Genomic DNA, 21,137 nt, shown 5'->3' with positions numbered 1-21,137 from the left:
CCGAAAGACCTAAACCCCGAACATGTGCCGCAGGAAAGCGAGTTGGAAGGCTGGCATTCTCGCCTCGTCGAGCTCGTCCGCCCCCCGGACGATGTGGATATCGGCGAGCTCTTCCTCTTCCAGCGTCTTCATGCGCTCGAGCATCAGTGCACGTGCATCCTCGGCCGGAAGATCAATGCGTACCGGCCGCATGAAGGCGATGCGGGATGTTCCCATGACACTCGTCCAGCGGGCCTCGACCGTGACATCAGCGGGCAGGAGCCCGGTTTCCTCGCCCAGTTCGCGCAGAACGGAACCTGCCAGATCCACCCGCCCGTCGACCACGTCATCGAGATCGGGCGTGCCAGCCGCGAAATAGATTTTCCCGGCATTGGCGGTATGCGGACCCATCTCGCCCAGCAGAAAGGCGCCATCGCGTGCCTGAAGCGCGGCCATGGCGAAGCCGTTGCGCACCAGCGGCGGCGGATTGCCAAGGCGCATCCAGCCCAGGAACGAGCGATAATCCGTGGGCGAATATCCCGCCCGGAACACCCGACCGTCCCGCTCACCCCGATGCTGGATCAGCACGCGACCATTGAAAATGGAGGCCGTGCGCGCGGTTTCGCGCGTCCATATCCCGGCAATTTCGGGCTCTCGCTCCCGCGGAAAGGGCCAATCATAGGGCTCGAGGACGGCGTCGATCTCGTCGGTCCCGAAAATTTCGAAGCCGCTCACAGCAACACGCCTTCACTCATGCGAACCGCGCTTCCCCCGATCGCTGCGGCCACCAGCGCGCCATGCTGGATGTCGAGGTCCAGCGCGATGAGGCTGGGGCGGCCCATCTCGAAACCCTGCTCGATGACAAGCTGATGCACGCCATCCTCCGGCAATTCGCAGGTCGCGGCAACGCCCGCGAAGGCTGCGACCGCCGCGCCCGTCGCCGGGTCTTCCGGAATACCCATTTTCGGCGCGAACATGCGTGCATGCACATGGTGATCGGCATGCACGGTCTCGCGGGTGTAGAGATAGGCGGCGCTTTTGCCGGTCACGCCGAAAGCCTGCGCCCAGGCGCGCAGATCGGCAATGCCCGCGCGGCCAATGGCTTCCAGCGAACGCACCGGCACCATCACGAAGGGCACGCCAGCGCTCCAGGCCGCGATGCCATGCGCGCCGAAGCCGATCTCGACCGGATCAAGCCCGATCGCAGCGGCCACGACCAGCGGATCGAACGCGTGATCCAGCAGCTTCGGCAGCAGGGGAAGCGAAAACACCGCCCGGCTGGCGCGGCCGGGCCGGCGAGAGACATCGACGCGCACCGGGCCGATCTTCTGCTCGAGCACGATCGTCACGCCTGCGCCCCCGAGCATCTCGCCTGCGCGCAACTCGGCCAGCAGCACGGCCGTTCCCACCGTGGGGTGGCCGGCGAAAGGCAGCTCATTGCCCGGCGTGAAGATGCGGATGCGCGCCGCGTTCAGCTGATCCTCCGGCGGGAAGACGAAAACCGTCTCGGGCAGATTGAATTCCCGCGCGATGGCCTGCATCTCGTCATCGGTCAGGACATCTGAGTCAAGAATGACGGCGAGCGGATTGCCCTCGTGGCGCCTGTCCGTGAAGACATCGAGCGTGTGAAAATGGCGCGGCATGGTGCTGGTCCCCGTTGCAACCTTTTTGACGGGGCGCGCCTTTCCACGCAACCCACAAGATGAATGCGAGGCTAACGCGCTGTTGCGCGACAATTCAGGCAAGGCGTTCTAGCTTTTGAATCGTGGTGGCGGGAATGAACGTCGTTCGCTCTTGCCTCACGGCCCTTCGACCTCTTTCCTTGGGGGTCGGGCGCTTTGTCTTTGCAGAGGAACCGCACTCAAAGGAGTGTTCGAACATGATCATCAAATCTGTCCTCGCCGGCACCACGGCCCTGCTTCTGGCCACGAGCGCCTTCGCGCAGAACGCCCCGCAGACCACCACCCAGCCACAGCAGCGCCCGGCAACGCCCGCGGCCCCTGCCGCCACGGCTCCCGCCCCGGCCCAGCGCCCTGCCACCGCCCAGACGCAGCTCGTGAACCTCAACACGGCCACCGAAGCCGAACTCGACAAGCTCGAGCAGATTGGCTCGGCCCGCGCCAAGGCGATCATCGAGGCCCGCAACAAGGGCGGCCGCTTCAAGGATTGGAACGATTTCGTGGCCCGCAACGTGGTGCCGAAGAACGCCGAAGAAGCCATCAAGAACAAAGTACGCTTTTGATCGCCTTGCGCGATCGAGTGTGCGCTCTTGATCGCCTGCGCGATCGGGTGTCCCCTTTTGACGTTCTGGGTGGCTGAAAATGGAAAGGGCCGGTCTGCCGGTCCTTTTTTTGCTGTCACGCCGCCACCTCAACTACAATGATCTGCGCGGCTCGAAGCGTTCCTTCTCGGCCGCGATCGTTGAGGCAGCTTCGGGCCACACTGCTTGAAACTGTCTGAAAGATATGCAAGATCGCGTTCATTAACATGACATCGGGATTGTCGAGCTCCATGGCTCCGTTTCTGGAACGCGTCACGCACCGCCTCGGCCAGCTCGCCGAACGCTGGAGTTACGGCCAGCTCGGGATTGCCATCGCCATCAGTATGCTGATCGGCGCGGGTGGCCTGACCTGGGCAACGATCTTGTATGAAAGATCGGCCTATCCGCCGGCACTCATTCCCGGGCAGCTGAACTTCAGCCCCGAGTCGGTTCGCGGCTGGTATGAATTTCTTCTGAAGAATGGGACGTTCGAGATCTATCGCATCACACAATTGGTGGATTTCATTTTCATCGCAGGACTTTTGAGCCTGCTTTTCTTCATTCACATCCTGATCGCCAAGGCGCAACCCAATCCCGGCTGGCGCCGCCTTGCGCTTGTTTTGGCCGCTATTGCGCCTGCCATTGCCGCATCGGACGTGATCGAAAACATTTTCACGCTGATCATGCTTTCAAACCCGACGGATTTCGCGCCCTGGCTTGCTTACATCGCCTCGACCTTCTCCGTCATAAACTGGAGTTGGTGTGCAATCGGTTCATTCCTTCTCCTCGCCCAGTTCACGGCGCTGATCTGGTTTCGGAGCCGATAACATCTGCGCCCAAGATAGCCGCGCCGCCCCTGCGCCCCGCCTCTCCCCAAGCCCAGCTCGTGAACCCGAATGCCGCCACGGGAGCGGAACCCGAAAATCTCGAGAAGGTCCGTTCGGCCCGCGCCAAGGCGATCATCAAGGCGCGCAACAAGGGCGGCCGCTTCAAGGGTTGGAACGATTTGGTGGCCCGCAACGGGGTGCCGAAGAACGCCAAAGAAGCCATCAGGAGCAAGTTGCGCTTTTGATCGCCTGCGCGATCGGGTGTGCGCTTTTGATCGCCTGCGCGATCGGATGTCCGGTTTTGATCGCTTTCGGCAGATAAAAAAGGAAAGGGCCAGTTTGCCGGCCGTTTCCTCGCTCAAGCCACGCTTTCGAGTGCAAAAATTCGCGAAGGCTCGACAAATTCTTCCTGCGCCGCCACCGTCAGGATCTCCCGCGACCCGGCCGCCACCGTCCGCGTGAGGAGCCCGTGGACAGACGATCCCGCGCGCTGCATCGCGCGTGCAGGGTCCCTCATCCGCAGGCAATGCACGAGAAACAAGGCGGCGATGCAATCTCCCGCGCCATTCACATGGCAATCGAGCTTCGGCGTGCGCATCCGGTGCAATCCGCCGGGATGGGACACGGCGATATCCACCGCATCGGAAGCCGTATCGTCCAGCATCAGGGATGTGACCATCACGGTCTTCGGGCCCATGGCGTGCAGGGTGGCCAGGGCCGCGCGCAGGTCGGCGAGCGTGGCGATCTCGCGGCCCGCGAGCCAGGCCAGTTCGAACTGGTTCGGCGTGATGAGATCGGCCGCGGGCACAGCACGATCCCGCATGAATTCCGGGATTCCCGGCCGCACGAAGATGCCCCGGCCCACATCGCCGATGACGGGATCGCAGGCGTAGACGGCCCGGGGGTTGGCTGCGCGCACCCGCGCCACGGCATCAAGAATGGCCGAGCCCGTATCATGCGAGCCCATGTAACCCGAAAGCACCGCCTCGCATTGGCCGAGCACGCCGCGTTCGGCTATGCCGCTCACGCAATCGGCGATGAGCCCGGCATCGAAGACCTGCCCCCGCCAGGCGCCATAACCCGTATGGTTGGAGAACTGCACGGTGTGAATGGGCCAGACCTCGACGCCCAGCCGCTGCATCGGGAAGACTGCCGAGGCATTGCCGACATGCCCGTAGGCCACATGACTTTGAATGGAAAGGATCGCCATGCCAGCAATCTCGACGGCGCAGGCCCCGCCTGTCCAGTTCCGAAATGTGATGGATGCATCAGCAAGGCGCGAAGCTGGGCCGGCTTTTCACGGAAGTTGCAGCGTGATGGCGATGAGAGCGTGATCGGAGGCCTTCGGATCATTGATGCCCACGCCGGGATAGCGCTCGGGCCCGCGTGGAATGGACCAGCTCATGCCGCGGCGCAGGATCTCCGGCGCACGCTCGGCCGCCGGTCGCTTTGCATTCGCGGCGGCAAGCGCCGGCGAGAGGAAGATATGGTCAAGCGAAGTATGCAGGTCTTCCGCCGGATAATAGGTTGTCCAGCGGTCGCATGGGTCCTCGATCCAGAGGACGGAATCGAACGCCCCAAGACCGTCCGGCGCGGGATCGACCAATGGCCCCAGCGTGGAGAGCTGCCGCTGGCCGGTCCTGAGGCTGTACATCTCGGGCGAGCCGTCGACCTCGGTGTAATCGTTGAAATCGCCGCAGAGCACCCAGTTTCCCCTCGCCGGGTCCGGGAAGCGCCGCCGCACGATCTCGGCCAGCGCCTTCACCTCAGCCTCGCGGATGGTCCTGCCCTTGTCACGCGGGCCGTTGGTGTTCGATTTGAAATGGCAGTTGAAGATGGTCAGTGGCTTGCCGCCCACATCCAGATCCACCGCCACGACATCGCGGCAGAACACACGCATGGAGCCATCGGGCTTGTCGCCCACAGAGCCATAATTGCGCCAGTCCTGCTCGGCGATGCGCGCAAGCTCCGCGCTCCACAGGCCGAAATCATCGTAAGTGAAGGCCGCGTAATGGGTGACTTTTCCTGGCTTGAGCCGCGAGAGAAAACCGAGATCGATGCCACGCCGGTCATTTCCCTCGATCACGTCGAAATCATCGTAGTAGAGGTGCCGGCCGATGGCGCGACGCTCGCGATCCAGCGCTTCTTCCAGCCATGCCGCCCTGACGCGGGCCTGCTCGGGGTTGTCGGGCTCCTCGCCATGCAGGCGATTTGCCTCGGCAAGCAGCGCCGGCAGTTTCGGCCTCAGCGCCTGCGCGAGGCGCGGCGAGAGATGCGTATGCAGGAAATCGTCGCGGAAGAGTTCGAGCGCCGCCCGATCATCCACCTCCTGCAAGGCGACGAAATCGGCATCCGCATCGAGGATCACCTGCGCGGTGAGCTGGCGCTCGATGCGGGAGAGCGTGGCCTCGGAGATGCGCCGCGCCTGACGCAGCTCCTCGGCATCCTTGAACTCGACCATGCCGATGCGACGATCCGAGGGGCGCCCGCCGAAATTCAGGAATTCCGGCCGGGTGAAAAGGTTCTCGGTGTTGAAGGTCGCGATGCGAATGCGATTCATGATCAAAGGGATTCCTGACCGCCCCATCGTCATGGGGCGACCGGATTTGCGCAAGCCCGGTTTCAGGCCGCATTCATTCCACGGAGGCGCCGGCGGCCTTGGCGATCGGGCCCCATTTCGCAAGCTCGGCCTTCACATGCTCACCAAGCTGCTCGGGCGTGGTTCCCACGATCACGTTGGAGAGGTCCGACAGGCGTTTCGCGATGACGGGATCCTTGATGGCCTGGTTCGCCGCATCATTGAGCTTGGCCACGATATCCTTGGGCGTGCCCGCCGGGGCGAACAGCGCATTCCACGAATAGATCTCATAGCCTGGCAGGCCCGCTTCCTCCATCGTCGGCATGTCGGGAAAGGCGGGGGAGCGTGTCTTGGTGGTCACCGCGAAGCCACGCACCTTGCCGGCCCGGATCTGCTCGGCGGAAGACGGCAGGTTGTCGAAGATCATCGCGACCTTGCCGGAGACCACATCCTGCAGGGCCGGCCCGCCGCCGCGATAGGGAATGTGCTGCATCTTCGTGCCGGTCATGGTCTTGAACAATTCGCCACCGAGATGCTGCGGCGTCGCCACGCCAGAGGAGGCGTAGGAATGCTTGTCGGGCTCCGCCTTGAGGCGGGCAATCAGTTCCTTGACGTTGCTTGCCGGGAAATCGTTCGAAACGGTCAGCACGCTCGGTACCAGCACGAGCAGCGAAATCGGGGCAAAGTCCTTCACCACATCATGCGGCATCGCCTTGAACACGGCCGGATTGATAGCGTGCGTCGAGATGGTGCCCATCAGCAGCGTGTAGCCATCGGCTGGCGCCTTCGCGACACGGCTCGTGCCGATGTTGCCACCGGCTCCAGCGACATTCTCGATGACCACATTCTGCCCAAGCAACTCGGACATTTTGGGTGCGATGATACGCGCGGCGATATCCGTGCCGCCGCCCGCCGCGAAAGGGACGACCATCGTAATCGGCTTGTTGGGGAAACCTTGCGCCAGGGCCGGGCTCGCCATGCTGCCGAAGCCGAGAGCGGCGATGCCGGCCATGACGGCACGACGGGTGAAGGGGGTCTTCATAGGCATTTCTCCCTCATTCTTGTTGGTAGGAAGAAGGTAGCGGCACGGCGAAAGCGCGCAAGGGTGGAAAACCACTATGTTGCCGGCATGAAAAGGGCGCGGGGAAATTCCCGCGCCTTCGAATCTTTCACCCGCGAAACGAGAGCCTAGCCGCCTCGCTTCCCGGTTCTCGATCGCCTCAGTTGCGCGCCTTGTCGACGAGCTTGTTCTCCGAGATCCACGGCATCATGCCGCGCAGCTTCTCGCCGACCTGCTCGATCTGGTGGCTGTCGTTCATGCGGCGGATGCCCTTGAAACGCGCCATGCCTGAACGATATTCCTGCATCCATTCCGAGGTGAACTTGCCGGTCTGGATGTCCTTCAACACGCGCTTCATCTCTTCCTTGGTCTCGGCCGTGATGATGCGCGGACCGGAGACGTATTCGCCCCACTCGGCCGTGTTCGAGATCGAGTAGTTCATGTTGGCGATACCGCCCTCATAGATGAGGTCGACGATGAGCTTCACCTCGTGCAGGCACTCGAAATAGGCCATTTCCGGCGCATAGCCGGCTTCCACCAGCACTTCGAAACCTGCGCGGATGAGTTCCACGAGACCGCCGCAGAGCACGACCTGCTCGCCGAAGAGATCGGTTTCGCACTCTTCCTTGAAGTTGGTCTCGATGATGCCTGAACGGCCGCCGCCGACGCCGCAGGCATAGGAGAGCGCGAGATCGAGCGCGTTGCCCGAGGCATCCTGGTGCACGGCCACGAGGCAGGGCACGCCGCCGCCCTTCTGGTATTCGCCGCGCACGGTGTGGCCCGGGCCCTTCGGCGCGATCATCACGACGTCGACCGTCTTCTTCGGCTCGATCAGGCCGAAATGCACGTTGAGGCCCTGGGCGAAGGCAATGGCCGCGCCGTCGCGGATGTTCGGGGCGATGTCCGATCTGTAGATGTCGGCCTGGAGTTCGTCCGGGGTGGCCATCATCATCAGGTCCGCCCACCTGGCGGCATCGGCGACCGACATCACCTTGAGGCCATCGGCTTCCACCTTGGCGGCGGTCGGCGAGCCCGGCTTCAGGGCGACGCGGATTTCCTTCGCGCCGGAATCCTTCAGGTTCAACGCATGGGCACGGCCCTGCGAGCCATAGCCCACGATGACCACCTTCTTCGACTTGATCAGGTTGAGATCGGCATCGCGATCGTAATAAACGCGCATGTTAAAGGTCCTTCCTTGGTTGAGCGTTCATGTCTGGCTTTCCGCCCCATGGAGGGCGAGAAACTGGCGGGCGGCACGGGCCGCCTCGGAATGGATGATCGCGGGCGGAAGCTCCAGGGAATCGCCCAGCAGCAGGCGGATCTGCACGTCACGCGCCATCAGGCCGAAAAAGGTGCGGAAGGCTTCCTCGCTGTCATCGAAGATAAGAAGCCCGGCATCGCGCCCCGCTTCCAGCACCGGTTTCAGGCGATTGCCGAGCGCGAAGCGGCCATTTTCCAGCACGATCGCGCCGAGATGCCCCTTCTTCGCCCCCGCCTCGCCGATGGCGATGCGGTTCAACGCAATGGAGGTCTCGGAGGAAATCACCGTAAGCCAGTTCCGCGCGAATTCCTCGAGCCGCGCCACAAGCGCCGCTCGATCCAGGCGCCCCGGCTCCACAGCGCCGACATGCACGCGCGAGGCCTTCCATTTCACGGTGGCAGTCAGCAATCCGTCGCGGTCGCCGAACCACTTGTAGAGCGTCTCCTTGGAGCAGCTCGCGGCCCTGGCGACAGAGTTCATCGTCACCGCCTGCCCTTCCGTCATCATCTGACGCAAGGTCGCCTCCAGCACCTCGATCTGGCGCGGGCTCGGCTCATCCGGGGAAAGCGCGGCGGTGGCGGTCAATCCGGGCTCGATCGCATCGTAACGAACGTTACGGTTCGGCGTCTTGCTAAGCCATGCATGCCCGGTCGTCAAACGGATTCAATGGGTGATCAGGTCCATCACGGCCGGGTAGAGCGAGAGCAAAAGCAGGGTGGCCATGGCGAGGTTGAACCAGCGCACCTTCACCGGATCACGCAACCCGTTGCGCAGCGCCGCGCCGAACATCGCCCAGACCAGCGACCCCGGCGTTCCCACCAGCGCATAGACCGCGGTGATGATGAGCAACGAGCCGATATAATTCTCGGGCACGGTATAGGCCGCGATCGCGCCCATCACCATCGCCCAGGCCTTGGGGTTGACCCACTGGAAAGCCGCCGCCTGCCAGAAGGTCATGGGTTTGCCCACCGCATCCTGCCCTTCCTTCACCGGCCCGGAGGTCGCGATCCTCGATGCGAGCCAGAGCATGTAGAGAATGCCCACAACCTTCATCACGAAGTAGATCGCGGGGTAGCGGTGGAAGACCTGCCCGAGCCCGAGGCCCGTGAGCAGCAGCATGACCGGAAACCCGACATTGATGCCCGCGACATGCGGAAGCGTGCGCCGGACGCCGAAATTCACGCCCGACGCCACAAGCATCATGTTGTTCGGTCCCGGAGTCACCGAACTTGCGAAGGCAAAGCCCAGAAAGGCGAGGAGCAGGTCAAGCGGCATCATCACCCCGAAAGAGGCGCGAGGCTAGCGAGCCTTTCCCGGTGCGACCAACGCAATCGCGTGATGGAGCCATCACGCGGCGGAATGGCTCAGAGCCCCTCGTTCCCCCGCGCGATGGCTGCGACGCCGGTGCGGCTGACTTCCACGAGGCCGATATCGGCCATGAGGTTGATGAACCGCTCGACATCCTCCGACGGGCCGGAGAGTTCGAACACGAAGCTGTCGAGGGTCGCATCGACCGGCTTCGCGCCGAAGGCGGTCGCGAGGCGAAGCGCCTCCATGCGGTGCTCGCCCTTGCTGCGCACCTTCACCAGCGCCAGCTCGCGCTCGATGGAGGATTTGGCGGTGAGGTTCACCACCTTGTGCACCGGCACGAGGCGATCGAGCTGCGCCTCGATCTGGTTCAGCACGCTCGCCGTGCCGCTCGTGACGATCGTGATGCGCGAGAGGTGCTTCTCGTGCTCGGTCTCCGAAACCGTGAGCGATTCAATATTATAGCCCCGGCCGGAGAACATGCCGGAGATGCGCGCCAGCACGCCCGGCTCGTTATCCACGAGAACGCAGAGCGTGCGCTTCTCGATCACCTGCTGGGTCGTGAGCGTGGGGTAGTGGGAGGTGTTCATCGGTCAGGCTCGTCGCGTTGGAAGATGGAATCGGGTTCTTCGGAAAGGCCGGAGCGTCACACCAGCTCTTTGCCCCTGGCATCGATGACCGAACCGGTATCGCCTTCGAAATCCGGCAGGATCATCTCGTTATGCGCCTTGCCCGAGGGGATCATCGGGAAGCAGTTCTCTTCCTTCGCCACAAGGCAATCGAAGATCACCGGGCCGGGATAATCGATCATCTCCTGGATGGCCGCATCGAGTTCGGCCGGATCACCGCAGCGGATACCCTTGGCGTGATAGGCCTCGGCGAGCTTCACGAAATCCGGCAGCGCCGATGAATAGCTCTCCGAGTAGCGCCCGCCATGCAGCAATTCCTGCCACTGGCGCACCATGCCCATATACTCATTATTGAGGATGAAGATCTTGATCGGCAGGCGATACTGCGCGGCCGTGCTCATTTCCTGCATGTTCATCAGGATTGAGGCCTCGCCCGCGATATCGATCACCAGGGCGTCCTTGTGCGCAAGCTGCACGCCAATCGCCGCCGGAAGGCCATAGCCCATGGTGCCGAGGCCGCCGGAGGTCATCCAGCGGTTCGGCTCGTCGAAATGGAAGTGCTGCGCCGCCCACATCTGGTGCTGACCCACTTCGGTCGTGACGAAGGTCTTGTGGTTTTTGGTGAGCTGGTAAAGTCGCTCCACCGCGTATTGCGGCTTGATGACCTCTTTCGAATGCTTGTAGCTCAACGAATTGCGGGCCCGCCAGGTGTTGATCTCCTTCCACCACGGGCGGATTTCCTCCGCCTGCTCGGCGCGCTTCTTCGCGCGGAAGATTTCGAGCATATCGGCGAGCACCGACGCGGCATCGCCGATGATGCCCACTTCGACCTTCACGTTCTTGTTGATCGAGGACGGATCGATATCGACATGGATCTTCCGGCTATAGGGCGAGAAGGCATCGAGGCGACCGGTGATGCGATCATCAAAGCGCGCGCCGATATTGATCATCACGTCGCAGCCATGCATCGAAAGGTTGGCTTCGTAGGTGCCGTGCATCCCCAGCATACCGAGCCAGAGCGGATCATTCGCCGGATAGGCGCCGAGCCCCATCAGCGTGGAGGTCACCGGAAAGCCCGTGAGGCGCACGAGTTCGCGCAGCAGGCGGCTGGCTTCTGGCCCGGCATTGATGACGCCGCCACCCGTATAGAAGACCGGGCGCTTCGCGCGGATCATCAGCTCCACCGCGCGCTCGATCTGCCCGCGATCCCCTTGCGTCTTCGGGCGATAGGATTTGTGCATGATCTCGCCCGGCGGGGTGTAGACGCCGCGCTGGAACTGGATGTCCTTCGGGATATCCACCACCACCGGGCCGGGGCGGCCGGATTTCGCCACGTAGAAGGCCTCGTGGATGATGCGCGGCAGATCCTCGATGCGCTTCACGAGGTAGTTGTGCTTCGTGCAATGTCGGGTGATGCCCACCGTATCGCATTCCTGGAAGGCATCCGAACCGATGAGATGCGTCGGCACCTGGCCGGTGAAGCAGACCACGGGGATGGAATCCATCAGTGCATCGGTCAGGCCGGTCACGGCATTGGTGGCGCCGGGGCCGGAGGTCACGAGCACAACGCCCACCTTGCCGGAGGAGCGGGCATAGCCCTCGGCGGAATGCACCGCGCCCTGTTCGTGCCGCACGAGGATGTGCTGCACGGAATTCTGCTGGAACAGCGCATCATAAATCGGAAGAACCGCGCCGCCGGGATAGCCAAACAGGGTATCCACATCGTGGTCCTGCATGGCACGCACCACCATTTCTGCGCCGGTCATCATCTCGGTCATCGGTTTATCTCCGGGGTGTACTCGCGGGTTCTCGCGGGGGTCGTTTGGGGCGTGGGGTGAAAAAAGGCAACAAAAAAGGCCCGCTGCAGGGGCCTTCGGAATGCGCGCCGTCAGGGCAAAGGCTCGTTAGGCCAATTCCCTCCCCGGCGCGCAGCATACAAGAATGAGACGGGTCACGGTTCCGCTCCAGAATCCAGAGGGTGGAAGCTACACACATCCGCCCCGCATCGTCAACGGGTTAGTAACGGCCCTCAGCCGTAGAGATAGCGCGGCAGCCAGAGCGCAATGTCCGGGAAGACATAAACCAGAACCATTGCCAAGAGCACAAGCCAGAGGAAGGGCATCACGCCGGAGAAGATCTGGTTGATCGTCACGTGAGGCGGTGCCACGCCCTTCAGGTAGAAGGGTGCCATCGCCACCGGCGGCGAGAGGAACGAGGTCTGGATGTTCAGCGCGATCAGGATGCCGAAGAACAGCGGGTCCACCCCGTATTGCTGCAACAGCGGCAGGAAGATCGGCACGAAGATCACGATGATCTCGGTCCATTCGAGCGGCCAGCCCAGCACGAAGATGATGATCTGGGTCAGGATGAGGAACATCGTCGGCGACGGGTTCATCCAGTTCATGAAGGCCTTGATGGGCTCATGCCCGCCGAGATAGGCGAAGATCGACGAGAAGATGAAAGAGCCGACGAACAGCCAGCACACCATCGCGGCCGTGCGGGCGGTGAGATAGACGCTCTCCCGAACCTTGTCGAAGCTCAGCGAGCGATAGGCCGCCGCCAGCAGCAGCGAACCCAGCGAGCCCACCGCTGCGGCTTCCGTCGGCGTGGCGATGCCGAAGAAGATCGCGCCGAGCACGGACATGATCAGCAGCGTCAGCGGGAAGAAGCTCGATACAAGCGCCACGAAGACCATGCGCCCCAGCACCAGCAAGGCCACGAGGCCGGCAATACCCCCGGCGATCACGGCCTGGATGACGAAAGGCGGCACCTCGTAATCGACAAGACGCACCCGTGCTCCGGCAGGAGCCGTGGCCGTCTTGATCGCGTTGATGAGGCCTTCCAGCGCGAGCACGCCATAATAGACTGCCGGAACCGCAACCACCGCGATCGCGATGTAGCCCAGCACGAACAGCTTGTCCTTGCCGAGATCGATGCCGAGCTTCGCCCTTTCCTCCGGCGGCAGCTTGGGCGCCAGGGATGGCGTGATCATGCAGCGAACCACCACATAGGTCATGTACAGGCCCGCCAGCAGCAAGCCCGGGAACAGGGCGCCGGCATAGAGTTTCGGAACGGAAACGCCGGCCGTCGCACCATAGAGGATCAGCATGACCGAGGGCGGAATGAGAATGCCGAGACATCCGCCCGCGCAGACCACGCCGGCGGAAAGCTTCACGTCGTAGCCCGCGCGCAGCATGGCGGGGAAAGCCAGCAGGCCCATCAGCGTCACCACCGCGCCGACAATGCCGGTGGCGGTCGCGAAGATCGCGCAGGTTGCAAGCGTCGCCACGGCCAGCGCGCCCGGCATCCAGCCGATCGCGAGCTGGATCGACTTGAACAATCGGTCAAGGATGTTCGCTCGCTCGATGATGTAGCCCGTGAAGACGAAGAGCGGGATGGAGACCAGCACGTCATTCGCCATCACCGAATAGGCGCGCTGCACCACGAGCTGCAGCACGGTGTCGCCCATGGCGATATAGCCGAAGAAGAATCCGAGGGCCATCAGCGTGAAGGCGATCGGAAACCCGAACATGATGAAGACGATGAACAGGGCGAGCATCAGCACGCCGAGTTCCGGGTTCGACAATCCCAACATCACGCAATGCCCTTCTGCGCAGCTTCGGCCTGCTCGAGAATGATCTTTTCGGTTTCCTCCACGTCATGGAGGCGCTGCGGCCATTCGCCGGACTTCAGGGCACGGAAGGCGCGAACCACCTCGGCGCAGCCCTGCAGCAGCATCAGCCCGCCCACGAGCGGGATGAGCGTCTTGAAGTGGTAGAGGGGCGGACCATTGGGCGAGTTCGAGGAATGTTCGCCGATCATCCAGGAGAAGGCCGCAAAGCCATAGCCGGCATAGCAGAGGGCGAGAATCCCGGGGAAGAAGAACAGGAAATAGAGAACAAGATCGAATGCGGCCTGCCGGCGCACAGGCCATTGCCGGTAAAGGAAGTCGCCGCGCACATGCCCGTTGCGAGACAGCGCATAGGGTCCGGCCAGCATGAAGAGGGTGCCATAGAGGATGTAGCTCATGTCGAACGCCCATTCCGTGGGCGCTTGCAACAGGTAGCGCGCGAAAACCTCGTAGCACATCGCGAGCGTGAGGATCACAATCGACCAGGCGCCGAACTTCCCGACCGCCACCGAGATCTGGTCGATGCCATGCAGCACGGTGTCGATGGAGAGCGAGCGACGATTGGTGAAGACGACCAGCGCCAGATAGGCAAGAACCGCCAGCGCGGCCGACCAGAGGACCGCATTGAGATGCGGCGAGGAAATATTCGGCATGACGCCCCCTCGACTGCTAGGGCGGATCCGGCCTTCTGGAAGGCGAGCCGGTATCCGAAAACGCAAGGGAGGAGGCCCTTGCGGCCACCTCCCCCGGGTTCAGGTTTGTCAGATCTTGAGGATGGACTTCGAGGCCATCAGCCGGTCCGGCGTGTTGGCGATCTCGTAGGTGCGCATGCGCCTGGCCCAGGCGATCTGGCTGTCGACGACCTTCTTGAAGAAGGCGTTCTCGGCCGAGAGCTTCTCGATCACCTTGCCCCAGGCATCGAGCTGGGCCTGCAGGACGGCCGTCGGCGTCTCGATGATCTGGACGCCACGACCCCTCAGGGCCTCCATGTCCTTGGAGTAGCGGTCGAGCGCCTTCCACAGCATGTCGGATGAGGCGGATTCGGCCGAATACTTCACGATCGCCTTCAGTTCGGCCGGCAGCGCATCGAACTTGCCCTTGTTGAAGATGATCTCGAAGGCTTCCGCATCCTGATGGAAGGAGCGGAGCATGTAGGCCTTCGACACTTCCGGGAAGCCCAGCAGCGAATCGGAAGTCGGGTTGTTGAATTCCGCGCCATCGATCACGCCACGCTCCAGCGCGGGAACGATTTCACCACCAGCGAGGATGGTCACGGCGGCGCCCATTTCGCGCATCAGATCCGCCGCGAGGCCGACCGTGCGATACTTCAGGCCCTTGAAATCGTCGGCGCTGGTCACCGGCTTCTTGAACCAGCCGAGCGGCTGGCACGGCATCGGGCCCGTGAGGAAGCCGACGAGGTTCAGCTTCATGATGCTGCCGACGAGTTCATTGTAGAGATCGTAGCCGCCACCATAGTTCATCCAGCTCAGGAAGCCGTTCGCATCCCAGCCAAGCGCCGGTGGCGTGCCGAACAGCGAGAAGGCCTTGTTCTTGCCATACCAGTAGGCGCAGACGCCATGACCGCCATCGAGAATGCCGGCATTCACCGCATCCTGCATCTGGAAGGCCGGGACGATCGCACCCGCCGGGAGAACTTCCAGCTTCAGCCGGTTGCCCGCCATATCATTCACGCGCTTGGCGAAATCCTGCGCAAATTCGTGAAAGATGTCCTTGGTCGGCCATGTCGACTGAAACTTCCAGCTGATCGTCTGCGCGCGGCTGACATTCGGCATCGCGACCGTCGCGGCAGCAGCCACTCCGAGTGTCTTCATGACAGACCGGCGCGTGCCGGAAGTCCCGTTTTTCGTGGTCATGGTCTCCATCCTCCCTTTTTCTTCCGATGCACATTCGTTATGCCAGCACCGTTACCGTCAGATTTAGGGTCCCGTGTCGCGCTGACAAGTGCGTCGAGCGCACCCAACTCATGAACGATTTGCAAAGAAATACCGCATAAAACTGGTCTGATCGTTTCGAACAAGATGAAAGCAGCACGTGCTGAACGAGGTCTTCACAGCAGATATCGAGGTTCGGCTACGCTCGGGAGAAGCCTCGTATCTGTTGCGCCTCTACCGGAAGGAGCGTGCCCAGGGCGGGCAGGGCACCATCGCCATGCTCACCAGCGAGGTGATGAAGGCCTATGGTTCGCATCTGGTGGTGCTCGAGCAAAATGGCGAAGGCGGCTTTGCTTTTCTCTATGCCGGGGCTCGCGTGCCCGACCATGATGGCCAGGCGCTTACCGGGAAATCAACTTCCTCCATCGCGCCCGAAACGGCCGAACTCTATCGCATCGGCTGCCAGGAGGCCCATGAACAGAACGATGCAGTCTGCATCAACCACATCACCAAACCGAAATGTCTGGTGCATCACTGGGAATGCCTGTTCCTTCCGATGGAGGACAGCGCGCATCGCCGCATGTTCGTGGCCTTGTGCATGCCGCGGGAGAACAAGGACGACTTTCTTCGCAACATGCTCGACAACACGCCCGAAGCGATGATCGCGGCAACCCCGGTGCGCGACCAGCATGGCGAAGTGATGGATGCGGTCGTGCTCTATGCGAACAAGACAGCGGCCCGGCTTTCCGGCCATCTGGATACCAACAAGTTGGTCGGCACCTCGATGATGGGCCTGTTCGGCGATGTCGCGACGGCCGGTGCCTGGGCCCGAAACCTCACGGTCCTGCGTTCGGGCAAGGCGGCGCAATTCGAGTTCCACCATCGCTTCCAGACCGATTCCCGCTGGCTGCGCGTCTCCTCGATGCCGACCAAGGACGGCGTGCTCGCCTCCTTCCACGACATCACGACCCAGAAGCGCGCCCAGCTTGAGCTCGAACATCAGAAGAAGATGCTGATGGACGAGATGGAACAACGCCGCGGGCTGGAGCAGGAGCTTTGGGCGCTTGCCCATCTCGATCCGCTGACCTCCCTGCCAAACCGTCGCGCATTCCGCGAATCGGCCCTGGTGAAGCTGGCCGAAAGCCAGACCGCGCATCGCCCGCTGGCGCTGATCTCGCTCGACATCGACCATTTCAAGCACATCAACGATGCCTATGGGCATGGCGCGGGCGACACCGTCCTGCGCCGCGTGGCCGATGTGCTGCAGGCGCCCCTGCGCCCCAACACGGACATGGCGGCGCGCGTGGGCGGCGAGGAATTTGCCGTGATCCTGCCGGATACGGATATCGACTCCGCCATCGCCTTCGCCGAAAAGCTGCGCCGGCGCATCGAACAGACCGTGGTGGTCGTGGGCGAGCATGAAATCCGCCCCACGATTTCGCTGGGCGTGGCCATGTGCCGGAAAAGCACCAATCTGGACGAACTGATGGACCGCTCCGACCGCGCGCTCTACACGGCCAAGCGCTCGGGCCGTAACAAGGTCTGCACCGAAATCGAGGTGCAGGCGAAGCCCGGCGACGGCTCTACGGCAGCCGCCTAAAGCATTTTCCGATCTGATCGAACAAGATCGCCGGCATGCACCTGATCGGAAAATGCTTTATCTCTTTCTTATATCGCATTTTCTTCACGCGAACCGGTATCCACCCCCGCCTCCGCAGGGGCATGCTTCGCTTGAAAATGCTTCTCTCTTTACTTGATCGCATTTTCTTCACGCGAACCGGTATCCACTTCGCTTGAAAATGCTCTGGGTGCCTCTTCGGCGCTCTCCGCCCATTGCCAATGTTTGCCGGCGAGATACCGCCGCGCGAAAATCACCTGCCGGCGCGCATAGGCGCGGGTATCCCGCTGCGAAAGACGAACCGCTTCGGCGCGGTCCATCTCGCCCCGCAAAAGGCGCGCGAGATGCGGCACGCCATGAGCCTTCATCACCCCGAGATTGGCCGGCAGGGGGGGCTGATGCGCCAGAAGCCCCCTCACCTCTTCCGGCGCACCCTCGTCCATCATCGCCTCGAAACGGGCATCGATCCGGGCATGCAGCAATGCGCGGGGCGGGTTGAGAAAAATCCCCCGCCATTCACCCGGCCGGAGCAGTGGCTCGCCGGGATTGTCGCGGAGCCATTCGGTGTAGGTGCGGCCGGTGGCGTGAAAGAGTTCGATGGCCCTCAGGATGCGCGGCGTATCCTGAGGGTGCAAGGCTGCTGCACGCTGCGGGTCGCAGGCGCGGAGCGCCGCATGCAGATCCTCCCCCGCCGCCGCGCGCTGCCGCCATCCCGCCCGCACCGCAGCATGGATCGGCGGCGATGGCATAAGGCCCTCTGTCAGCGCCCGGAAATAGAGCCCCGTTCCACCCGCGATCACGACGGCACGGCCCTTAGCCCGCGCCTCGGCGATGAGGGGAGCCGAATCCGCGAGATAGCGCCCCACGGAATATTCCTCCCCGGCAGGCACGAAACCGAAGAGCGCGTGCGGCACGCGTGCCACTTCCGCCAAGGTCGGCCGGGCCGAGAGCACCCGAAGATCGGCATAGACCTGCATGGAATCCGCGTTGATCACGGAGGCGCCGCCGCGTTCGGCCACCGCGATCGCCAGAGCCGACTTGCCGCTGGCGGTCGGACCTGCAATCAGGGTGGCGAATGCCATCGCGAATTCCTTCCTTGCCGGAACTGGATCTAGCCCATGAATGCCTCCGCCGCCAATGCCGATCCGTCTCATGTCGCGACCGTCGTGGTGCCGGAAGGCAGCGGGCTTCTCGAGCCAACGCGCCTCGCGCGACTGCGCGAGGCCTTGCCGCAAGCGGAAGTGAGCGTTCTCTCTCCCGGTCGGGCTGTTGATTTCCACCTGCCGCCCGGGCTCACGGCGGCACGGGAGGCCATCCTTTCGGCCATGCCGGGCGCGCCGGTGGATGTCATCGTCCAGCCGGCGGCCGCGCGGCGCAAGAAACTGTTCCTCGCCGACATGGACTCCACGATGATCGGGCAGGAATGCATCGACGAACTCGCCGATGCCGTCGGCCTGAAGGCCCATGTCTCGGCCATCACCGAGCGCGCCATGCGCGGGGAGATTGCCTTCGAGCCGGCCTTGCGCGAACGCGTCGCGCTGCTGAAGGGCCTGACGGCGGACGTGGTGGAAAGGATGATCGGCGAGCGGATCACCTTCACGCCCGGTGGCAAGGCGCTGGTGCGCACCATGCGCAGGGCCGGCGCCTATACGGCACTGGTTTCCGGCGGCTTCACCATCTTCACCGGGCCGATCAGCGCCATGATCGGCTTCAACATGCATCGCTCGAACACGCTGATCATCGAGAATGACCAGTTTGCCGGCCTTGTCGCCGATCCCATCCTCGGTCGCGAAGCCAAGCGCGAGACGCTGATCGAACTGCGTGATGCACGTGGAATCTCGGCCAGCGAAACGCTGGCCGTCGGCGATGGCGCGAATGATCTCGCGATGCTCGGCGAGGCCGGGCTTGGTGTCGCCTTCCGTGCCAAGCCCATCGTGGCGGAAGCCGCCCATGCCCGCATCGATCATACGGATCTGCGCACGCTGCTCTACGCCCAAGGCTTTCGCGACGAGGATATCGTCGAGGCCTGAGGGGCAGGTCGCGATGCATGAAAAAGGCGGGGTTTTGGCCCCGCCTTTCGCATTCGTGGTGTCCGTCGTCGCTTATTCGAGCGGCAGCGTCACATAGCGCAGGGTGCCTTCCGGGCCGGAAGCCACATAGAACAGCGCGCGCTTCTGGCCCTGGCTCTTCAGCGTCTCGATGCGCTTGCGGATATCCGCCAGCGACTTCACCGGCTCGCGCTGCACTTCGACGATCACGTCACCAGCGGAGATGCGACGCTCGGCGGCCGTCGAGTTCGGATCGACCTGGCCCACCAGCACACCCTCGATGCCGTCCTTCACGTTGAAGCGGCGACGCGCCTCCGGCGAGAGCGCGCCGAGATTGAGGCCCGGCACGATGTTGGCGCCGCTCGAGGGATTCGCGTTGCGCGGATCGTTCTGCTGGAACGAGGCCTGCTGCGGCGATTCATCGAGGCGGCCCAGCGTCACCCTGCGCACGACCTCACGGCCCTGGCGCACCACCACAACATCGACTTCCTTGCCGATCGGGGTGAGGGCCACGATGCGCGGCAGGTCGCGGCTGCTCTTGATGTCCTGGCCATCGAAGCGCACGATGACATCTTCGCGCTCGATGCCGGCCGGCTTGGCAGGCCCCTTCTCGTCGACGCCTGTCACCATGGCGCCGCGCTTGGCGCCGAGCTTCAGGGCTTCGGCGGTCTCGTCATCCACGTCCTGGATGGCGACCCCGAGCCAGGCGCGGCGGGTCTCGCCGAATTCGCGCAACTGCTGGATCACCGGCATGGCGAGATTCGAGGGCACAGAGAAGCCGATGCCGATCGAGCCACCCGACGGCGAAATGATCGCCGTGTTGATGCCGATCACGTCACCGGCCATGTTGAAGAGCGGACCGCCCGAATTGCCCTTGTTGATGGCCGCATCGGTCTGGATGAAGCTGTCATAGGGGCCGGAGCGGATGTTGCGCTGCTTGGCCGAGACGATGCCCGCCGACACCGAGCCGCCGAAGCCGAACGGATTGCCGATCGCCATCACCCAGTCGCCGACGCGTGCCTTGTCGCTGTCGCCGAACTTCACTGCCTTGAGTGGCTTTTCGGATTTCACGCGCAGAACCGCGAGATCGGTCTTCGGGTCCTTGCCGAGCACCTCGGCCTTGAGCTCCGAACCATCATTGAACACCACGAACACGTCCGTGGCTTCGGCAATGACGTGGTTGTTGGTGACCACGATGCCGGAGGAATCGATCACGAAACCCGAGCCCAGCGATTGCGAGCGCTGGTTGGGCTGCGGGCCCTGCTGCGGCGCGCGCGGACCCTGACGGTTGAAGAAGTCGTTGAAGAGATCCTCAAAGGGCGAACCCGGCGGCACCTGGGGCGCCGGCACATTGCGCTGCGCCACACGCTGGGAGGCCTTGATGTTGACGACCGAATCCATCACGCGCTCCGCGAGATCCGCGAAACCGTCTGGCGCGCGCGAATTCTGCGCCGCCGCCGGCAAAACCACCGACACGGCCAAAATCACAACCGCGAGAAGCCGCGTCACGCCGGCTCCTGCGCCTTGTGACTGGCCTCCGAACTTAACCCGAAGGGCTTGAGACATTTCGTTCCTCATTCCTGTTCCGCTGGTCGCCGCCCGCGACACTTGCATGTTAGAAGGGGAGCAATTGCGGCGAATTGGCGACGTGACCACCCCCCGAAAGCCCATTCACAACAGGTTGATCGCGGGAAACCCGCGGATCGCCCAGACCAGTGCAATTCCAATCACCGCCGAGGCGATACCGACGAGTCTGAGAACGCCTTCCGGCGTCTCCGCGGCATCCCGAATCGCCCGGCGCATGGCGCCCGGAAAGGCCGCGAAAGCGAGCCCTTCCAGCGCAAGCATCAGGGCCAGTGCGATCAGAAGGTCGCGCATGGCCATGCTCCGCGACCGGACTTCTCCGCTTTCGCTCCCCCGGCCATCATCCGCTCCCCATCGGATGAATGGCGTAACCCGGAGCGCCACGCTCGGCGCTCCGGGCCGCTCATTCGTTTATTGTGTTCCCCGCGGCTTGCCCGACGGACTGTTCAGATACTGGAAGAA

Annotated in this window: 22 protein-coding genes; 5 read left to right on the top strand and 17 right to left on the bottom strand. The window is 63.1% G+C overall.

What is annotated here, in order from left to right:
* Positions 1-9: 9 nt before the first annotated feature.
* Both ACKODO_RS00205 and ACKODO_RS00200 read right to left on the bottom strand, forming a co-directional pair.
* Positions 10-714 (bottom strand): NUDIX hydrolase, encoded by a 705-nt coding sequence (locus tag ACKODO_RS00205; RefSeq protein ID WP_408981439.1) that lies wholly within the window; start codon positions 712-714, stop codon positions 10-12.
* Positions 711-1,622, bottom strand: coding sequence for a PhzF family phenazine biosynthesis protein (locus tag ACKODO_RS00200; protein WP_408981438.1), 912 nt, complete (start codon positions 1,620-1,622; stop codon positions 711-713). Before ACKODO_RS00200 ends, ACKODO_RS00205 begins: the two co-directional genes overlap by 4 nt.
* Positions 1,623-1,858: 236 nt before the next feature.
* Between ACKODO_RS00200 and ACKODO_RS00195 the strand changes: the two genes are divergently transcribed.
* Positions 1,859-2,221 carry a ComEA family DNA-binding protein gene (locus ACKODO_RS00195; RefSeq protein WP_408981437.1) on the top strand — a complete coding sequence of 121 codons (363 nt, stop codon included), beginning with the start codon at positions 1,859-1,861 and terminating at the stop codon, positions 2,219-2,221.
* Between the two features lie 115 nt (positions 2,222-2,336).
* On the opposite strand, the gene ACKODO_RS00190 is transcribed toward ACKODO_RS00195, so the two are convergent.
* Complete coding sequence (locus tag ACKODO_RS00190; protein WP_408981436.1) at positions 2,337-2,492, bottom strand: hypothetical protein; 156 nt, start codon at positions 2,490-2,492, stop codon at positions 2,337-2,339.
* Here ACKODO_RS00190 and ACKODO_RS00185 point away from each other — a divergent pair.
* Both ACKODO_RS00185 and ACKODO_RS00180 read left to right on the top strand, forming a co-directional pair.
* The gene (locus tag ACKODO_RS00185; RefSeq protein ID WP_408981435.1) at positions 2,491-3,066 is read left to right on the top strand and encodes a hypothetical protein; all 576 of its coding nucleotides are present in this window, start codon (positions 2,491-2,493) and stop codon (positions 3,064-3,066) included. The two genes, ACKODO_RS00190 and ACKODO_RS00185, sit on opposite strands and share 2 nt — an antisense overlap.
* A gap of 59 nt (positions 3,067-3,125) precedes the next feature.
* Positions 3,126-3,311: a ComEA family DNA-binding protein gene (locus ACKODO_RS00180; protein ID WP_408981434.1), complete on the top strand. Its 186-nt coding sequence runs from the start codon at positions 3,126-3,128 to the stop codon at positions 3,309-3,311.
* Positions 3,312-3,424: 113 nt separating this feature from the next.
* Here the strand turns inward: ACKODO_RS00180 and pdxY are convergent, their stop codons facing one another.
* From pdxY to ACKODO_RS00125, 11 genes are all read right to left on the bottom strand, one after another.
* Positions 3,425-4,276, bottom strand: coding sequence for a pyridoxal kinase PdxY (pdxY, locus tag ACKODO_RS00175; RefSeq protein ID WP_408981433.1), 852 nt, complete (start codon positions 4,274-4,276; stop codon positions 3,425-3,427).
* Positions 4,277-4,363: 87 nt separating this feature from the next.
* Positions 4,364-5,626 carry an endonuclease/exonuclease/phosphatase family protein gene (locus tag ACKODO_RS00170; protein ID WP_408981432.1) on the bottom strand — a complete coding sequence of 421 codons (1,263 nt, stop codon included), beginning with the start codon at positions 5,624-5,626 and terminating at the stop codon, positions 4,364-4,366.
* A gap of 73 nt (positions 5,627-5,699) precedes the next feature.
* Complete coding sequence (locus ACKODO_RS00165; RefSeq protein ID WP_408981450.1) at positions 5,700-6,686, bottom strand: Bug family tripartite tricarboxylate transporter substrate binding protein; 987 nt, start codon at positions 6,684-6,686, stop codon at positions 5,700-5,702.
* A 178-nt stretch (positions 6,687-6,864) separates the two neighbouring features.
* Positions 6,865-7,884: a ketol-acid reductoisomerase gene (gene ilvC, locus ACKODO_RS00160; RefSeq protein ID WP_408981431.1), complete on the bottom strand. Its 1,020-nt coding sequence runs from the start codon at positions 7,882-7,884 to the stop codon at positions 6,865-6,867.
* A 27-nt stretch (positions 7,885-7,911) separates the two neighbouring features.
* On the bottom strand, positions 7,912-8,562 hold the full coding sequence (locus ACKODO_RS00155) for a TetR/AcrR family transcriptional regulator C-terminal domain-containing protein (protein ID WP_408981449.1): 651 nt from the start codon (positions 8,560-8,562) through the stop codon (positions 7,912-7,914).
* Positions 8,563-8,628: 66 nt separating this feature from the next.
* Complete coding sequence (locus tag ACKODO_RS00150) at positions 8,629-9,240, bottom strand: LysE family translocator (RefSeq protein WP_408981430.1); 612 nt, start codon at positions 9,238-9,240, stop codon at positions 8,629-8,631.
* A gap of 89 nt (positions 9,241-9,329) precedes the next feature.
* Positions 9,330-9,863, bottom strand: a complete 534-nt coding sequence (ilvN, locus tag ACKODO_RS00145; protein WP_408981429.1) for an acetolactate synthase small subunit — start codon at positions 9,861-9,863, stop codon at positions 9,330-9,332.
* A 56-nt stretch (positions 9,864-9,919) separates the two neighbouring features.
* A complete protein-coding gene (locus ACKODO_RS00140; RefSeq protein WP_408981428.1) occupies positions 9,920-11,680 on the bottom strand; it encodes an acetolactate synthase 3 large subunit in 1,761 nt (586 codons plus the stop codon).
* A 251-nt stretch (positions 11,681-11,931) separates the two neighbouring features.
* Entirely contained in the window at positions 11,932-13,497 is a 1,566-nt protein-coding gene (locus ACKODO_RS00135; protein WP_408981427.1) for a TRAP transporter large permease subunit, read from the bottom strand.
* Complete coding sequence (locus ACKODO_RS00130) at positions 13,497-14,186, bottom strand: TRAP transporter small permease subunit (protein WP_408981426.1); 690 nt, start codon at positions 14,184-14,186, stop codon at positions 13,497-13,499. Before ACKODO_RS00130 ends, ACKODO_RS00135 begins: the two co-directional genes overlap by 1 nt.
* A gap of 108 nt (positions 14,187-14,294) precedes the next feature.
* Positions 14,295-15,407: a TRAP transporter substrate-binding protein gene (locus tag ACKODO_RS00125; RefSeq protein ID WP_408981425.1), complete on the bottom strand. Its 1,113-nt coding sequence runs from the start codon at positions 15,405-15,407 to the stop codon at positions 14,295-14,297.
* Positions 15,408-15,585: 178 nt separating this feature from the next.
* Here ACKODO_RS00125 and ACKODO_RS00120 point away from each other — a divergent pair, with 178 nt between their 5' ends.
* Positions 15,586-17,025 carry a GGDEF domain-containing protein gene (locus ACKODO_RS00120; protein WP_408981424.1) on the top strand — a complete coding sequence of 480 codons (1,440 nt, stop codon included), beginning with the start codon at positions 15,586-15,588 and terminating at the stop codon, positions 17,023-17,025.
* 149 nt (positions 17,026-17,174) lie between these two features.
* Here ACKODO_RS00120 and miaA read toward each other — a convergent pair whose 3' ends face one another.
* The gene (gene miaA, locus ACKODO_RS00115) at positions 17,175-18,125 is read right to left on the bottom strand and encodes a tRNA (adenosine(37)-N6)-dimethylallyltransferase MiaA (RefSeq protein WP_408981423.1); all 951 of its coding nucleotides are present in this window, start codon (positions 18,123-18,125) and stop codon (positions 17,175-17,177) included.
* A gap of 36 nt (positions 18,126-18,161) precedes the next feature.
* On the opposite strand from miaA, the gene serB reads away from it, so the two are divergent.
* Complete coding sequence (gene serB / locus ACKODO_RS00110) at positions 18,162-19,073, top strand: phosphoserine phosphatase SerB (protein ID WP_408981422.1); 912 nt, start codon at positions 18,162-18,164, stop codon at positions 19,071-19,073.
* Between the two features lie 72 nt (positions 19,074-19,145).
* On the opposite strand, the gene ACKODO_RS00105 is transcribed toward serB, so the two are convergent.
* A complete protein-coding gene (locus ACKODO_RS00105; protein WP_408981421.1) occupies positions 19,146-20,657 on the bottom strand; it encodes a DegQ family serine endoprotease in 1,512 nt (503 codons plus the stop codon).
* 105 nt (positions 20,658-20,762) lie between these two features.
* Positions 20,763-20,969, bottom strand: coding sequence for a DUF2065 domain-containing protein (locus ACKODO_RS00100; protein WP_408981420.1), 207 nt, complete (start codon positions 20,967-20,969; stop codon positions 20,763-20,765).
* Positions 20,970-21,137 lie beyond the last annotated feature (168 nt).

It is taken from the genome of Rhabdaerophilum sp. (assembly GCF_046092605.1).
Lineage (GTDB): Bacteria > Pseudomonadota > Alphaproteobacteria > Rhizobiales > Beijerinckiaceae > Rhabdaerophilum.
This window is presented reverse-complemented; position numbering and strand designations above follow the sequence as displayed.

Excerpts from the sequence above, each read along its gene's own strand:
- ACKODO_RS00190 (WP_408981436.1), bottom strand. The coding sequence starts at position 2,492 with ATGGAGCTCGACAATCCCGATGTCATGTTAATGAACGCGATCTTGCAT.
- ACKODO_RS00185 (WP_408981435.1), top strand. The coding sequence starts at position 2,491 with ATGGCTCCGTTTCTGGAACGCGTCACGCACCGCCTCGGCCAGCTCGCC.
- ACKODO_RS00200 (WP_408981438.1), bottom strand. The coding sequence starts at position 1,622 with ATGCCGCGCCATTTTCACACGCTCGATGTCTTCACGGACAGGCGCCAC.
- ACKODO_RS00195 (WP_408981437.1), top strand. The coding sequence starts at position 1,859 with ATGATCATCAAATCTGTCCTCGCCGGCACCACGGCCCTGCTTCTGGCC.
- ACKODO_RS00130 (WP_408981426.1), bottom strand. The coding sequence starts at position 14,186 with ATGCCGAATATTTCCTCGCCGCATCTCAATGCGGTCCTCTGGTCGGCC.
- pdxY (WP_408981433.1), bottom strand. The coding sequence starts at position 4,276 with ATGGCGATCCTTTCCATTCAAAGTCATGTGGCCTACGGGCATGTCGGC.
- ACKODO_RS00150 (WP_408981430.1), bottom strand. The coding sequence starts at position 9,240 with ATGCCGCTTGACCTGCTCCTCGCCTTTCTGGGCTTTGCCTTCGCAAGT.
- ACKODO_RS00105 (WP_408981421.1), bottom strand. The coding sequence starts at position 20,657 with ATGTCTCAAGCCCTTCGGGTTAAGTTCGGAGGCCAGTCACAAGGCGCA.
- ACKODO_RS00125 (WP_408981425.1), bottom strand. The coding sequence starts at position 15,407 with ATGACCACGAAAAACGGGACTTCCGGCACGCGCCGGTCTGTCATGAAG.
- serB (WP_408981422.1), top strand. The coding sequence starts at position 18,162 with ATGAATGCCTCCGCCGCCAATGCCGATCCGTCTCATGTCGCGACCGTC.
- ACKODO_RS00140 (WP_408981428.1), bottom strand. The coding sequence starts at position 11,680 with ATGACCGAGATGATGACCGGCGCAGAAATGGTGGTGCGTGCCATGCAG.
- ACKODO_RS00170 (WP_408981432.1), bottom strand. The coding sequence starts at position 5,626 with ATGAATCGCATTCGCATCGCGACCTTCAACACCGAGAACCTTTTCACC.
- ACKODO_RS00165 (WP_408981450.1), bottom strand. The coding sequence starts at position 6,686 with ATGAAGACCCCCTTCACCCGTCGTGCCGTCATGGCCGGCATCGCCGCT.
- ilvN (WP_408981429.1), bottom strand. The coding sequence starts at position 9,863 with ATGAACACCTCCCACTACCCCACGCTCACGACCCAGCAGGTGATCGAG.
- ACKODO_RS00135 (WP_408981427.1), bottom strand. The coding sequence starts at position 13,497 with ATGTTGGGATTGTCGAACCCGGAACTCGGCGTGCTGATGCTCGCCCTG.
- ilvC (WP_408981431.1), bottom strand. The coding sequence starts at position 7,884 with ATGCGCGTTTATTACGATCGCGATGCCGATCTCAACCTGATCAAGTCG.
- miaA (WP_408981423.1), bottom strand. The coding sequence starts at position 18,125 with ATGGCATTCGCCACCCTGATTGCAGGTCCGACCGCCAGCGGCAAGTCG.
- ACKODO_RS00100 (WP_408981420.1), bottom strand. The coding sequence starts at position 20,969 with ATGCGCGACCTTCTGATCGCACTGGCCCTGATGCTTGCGCTGGAAGGG.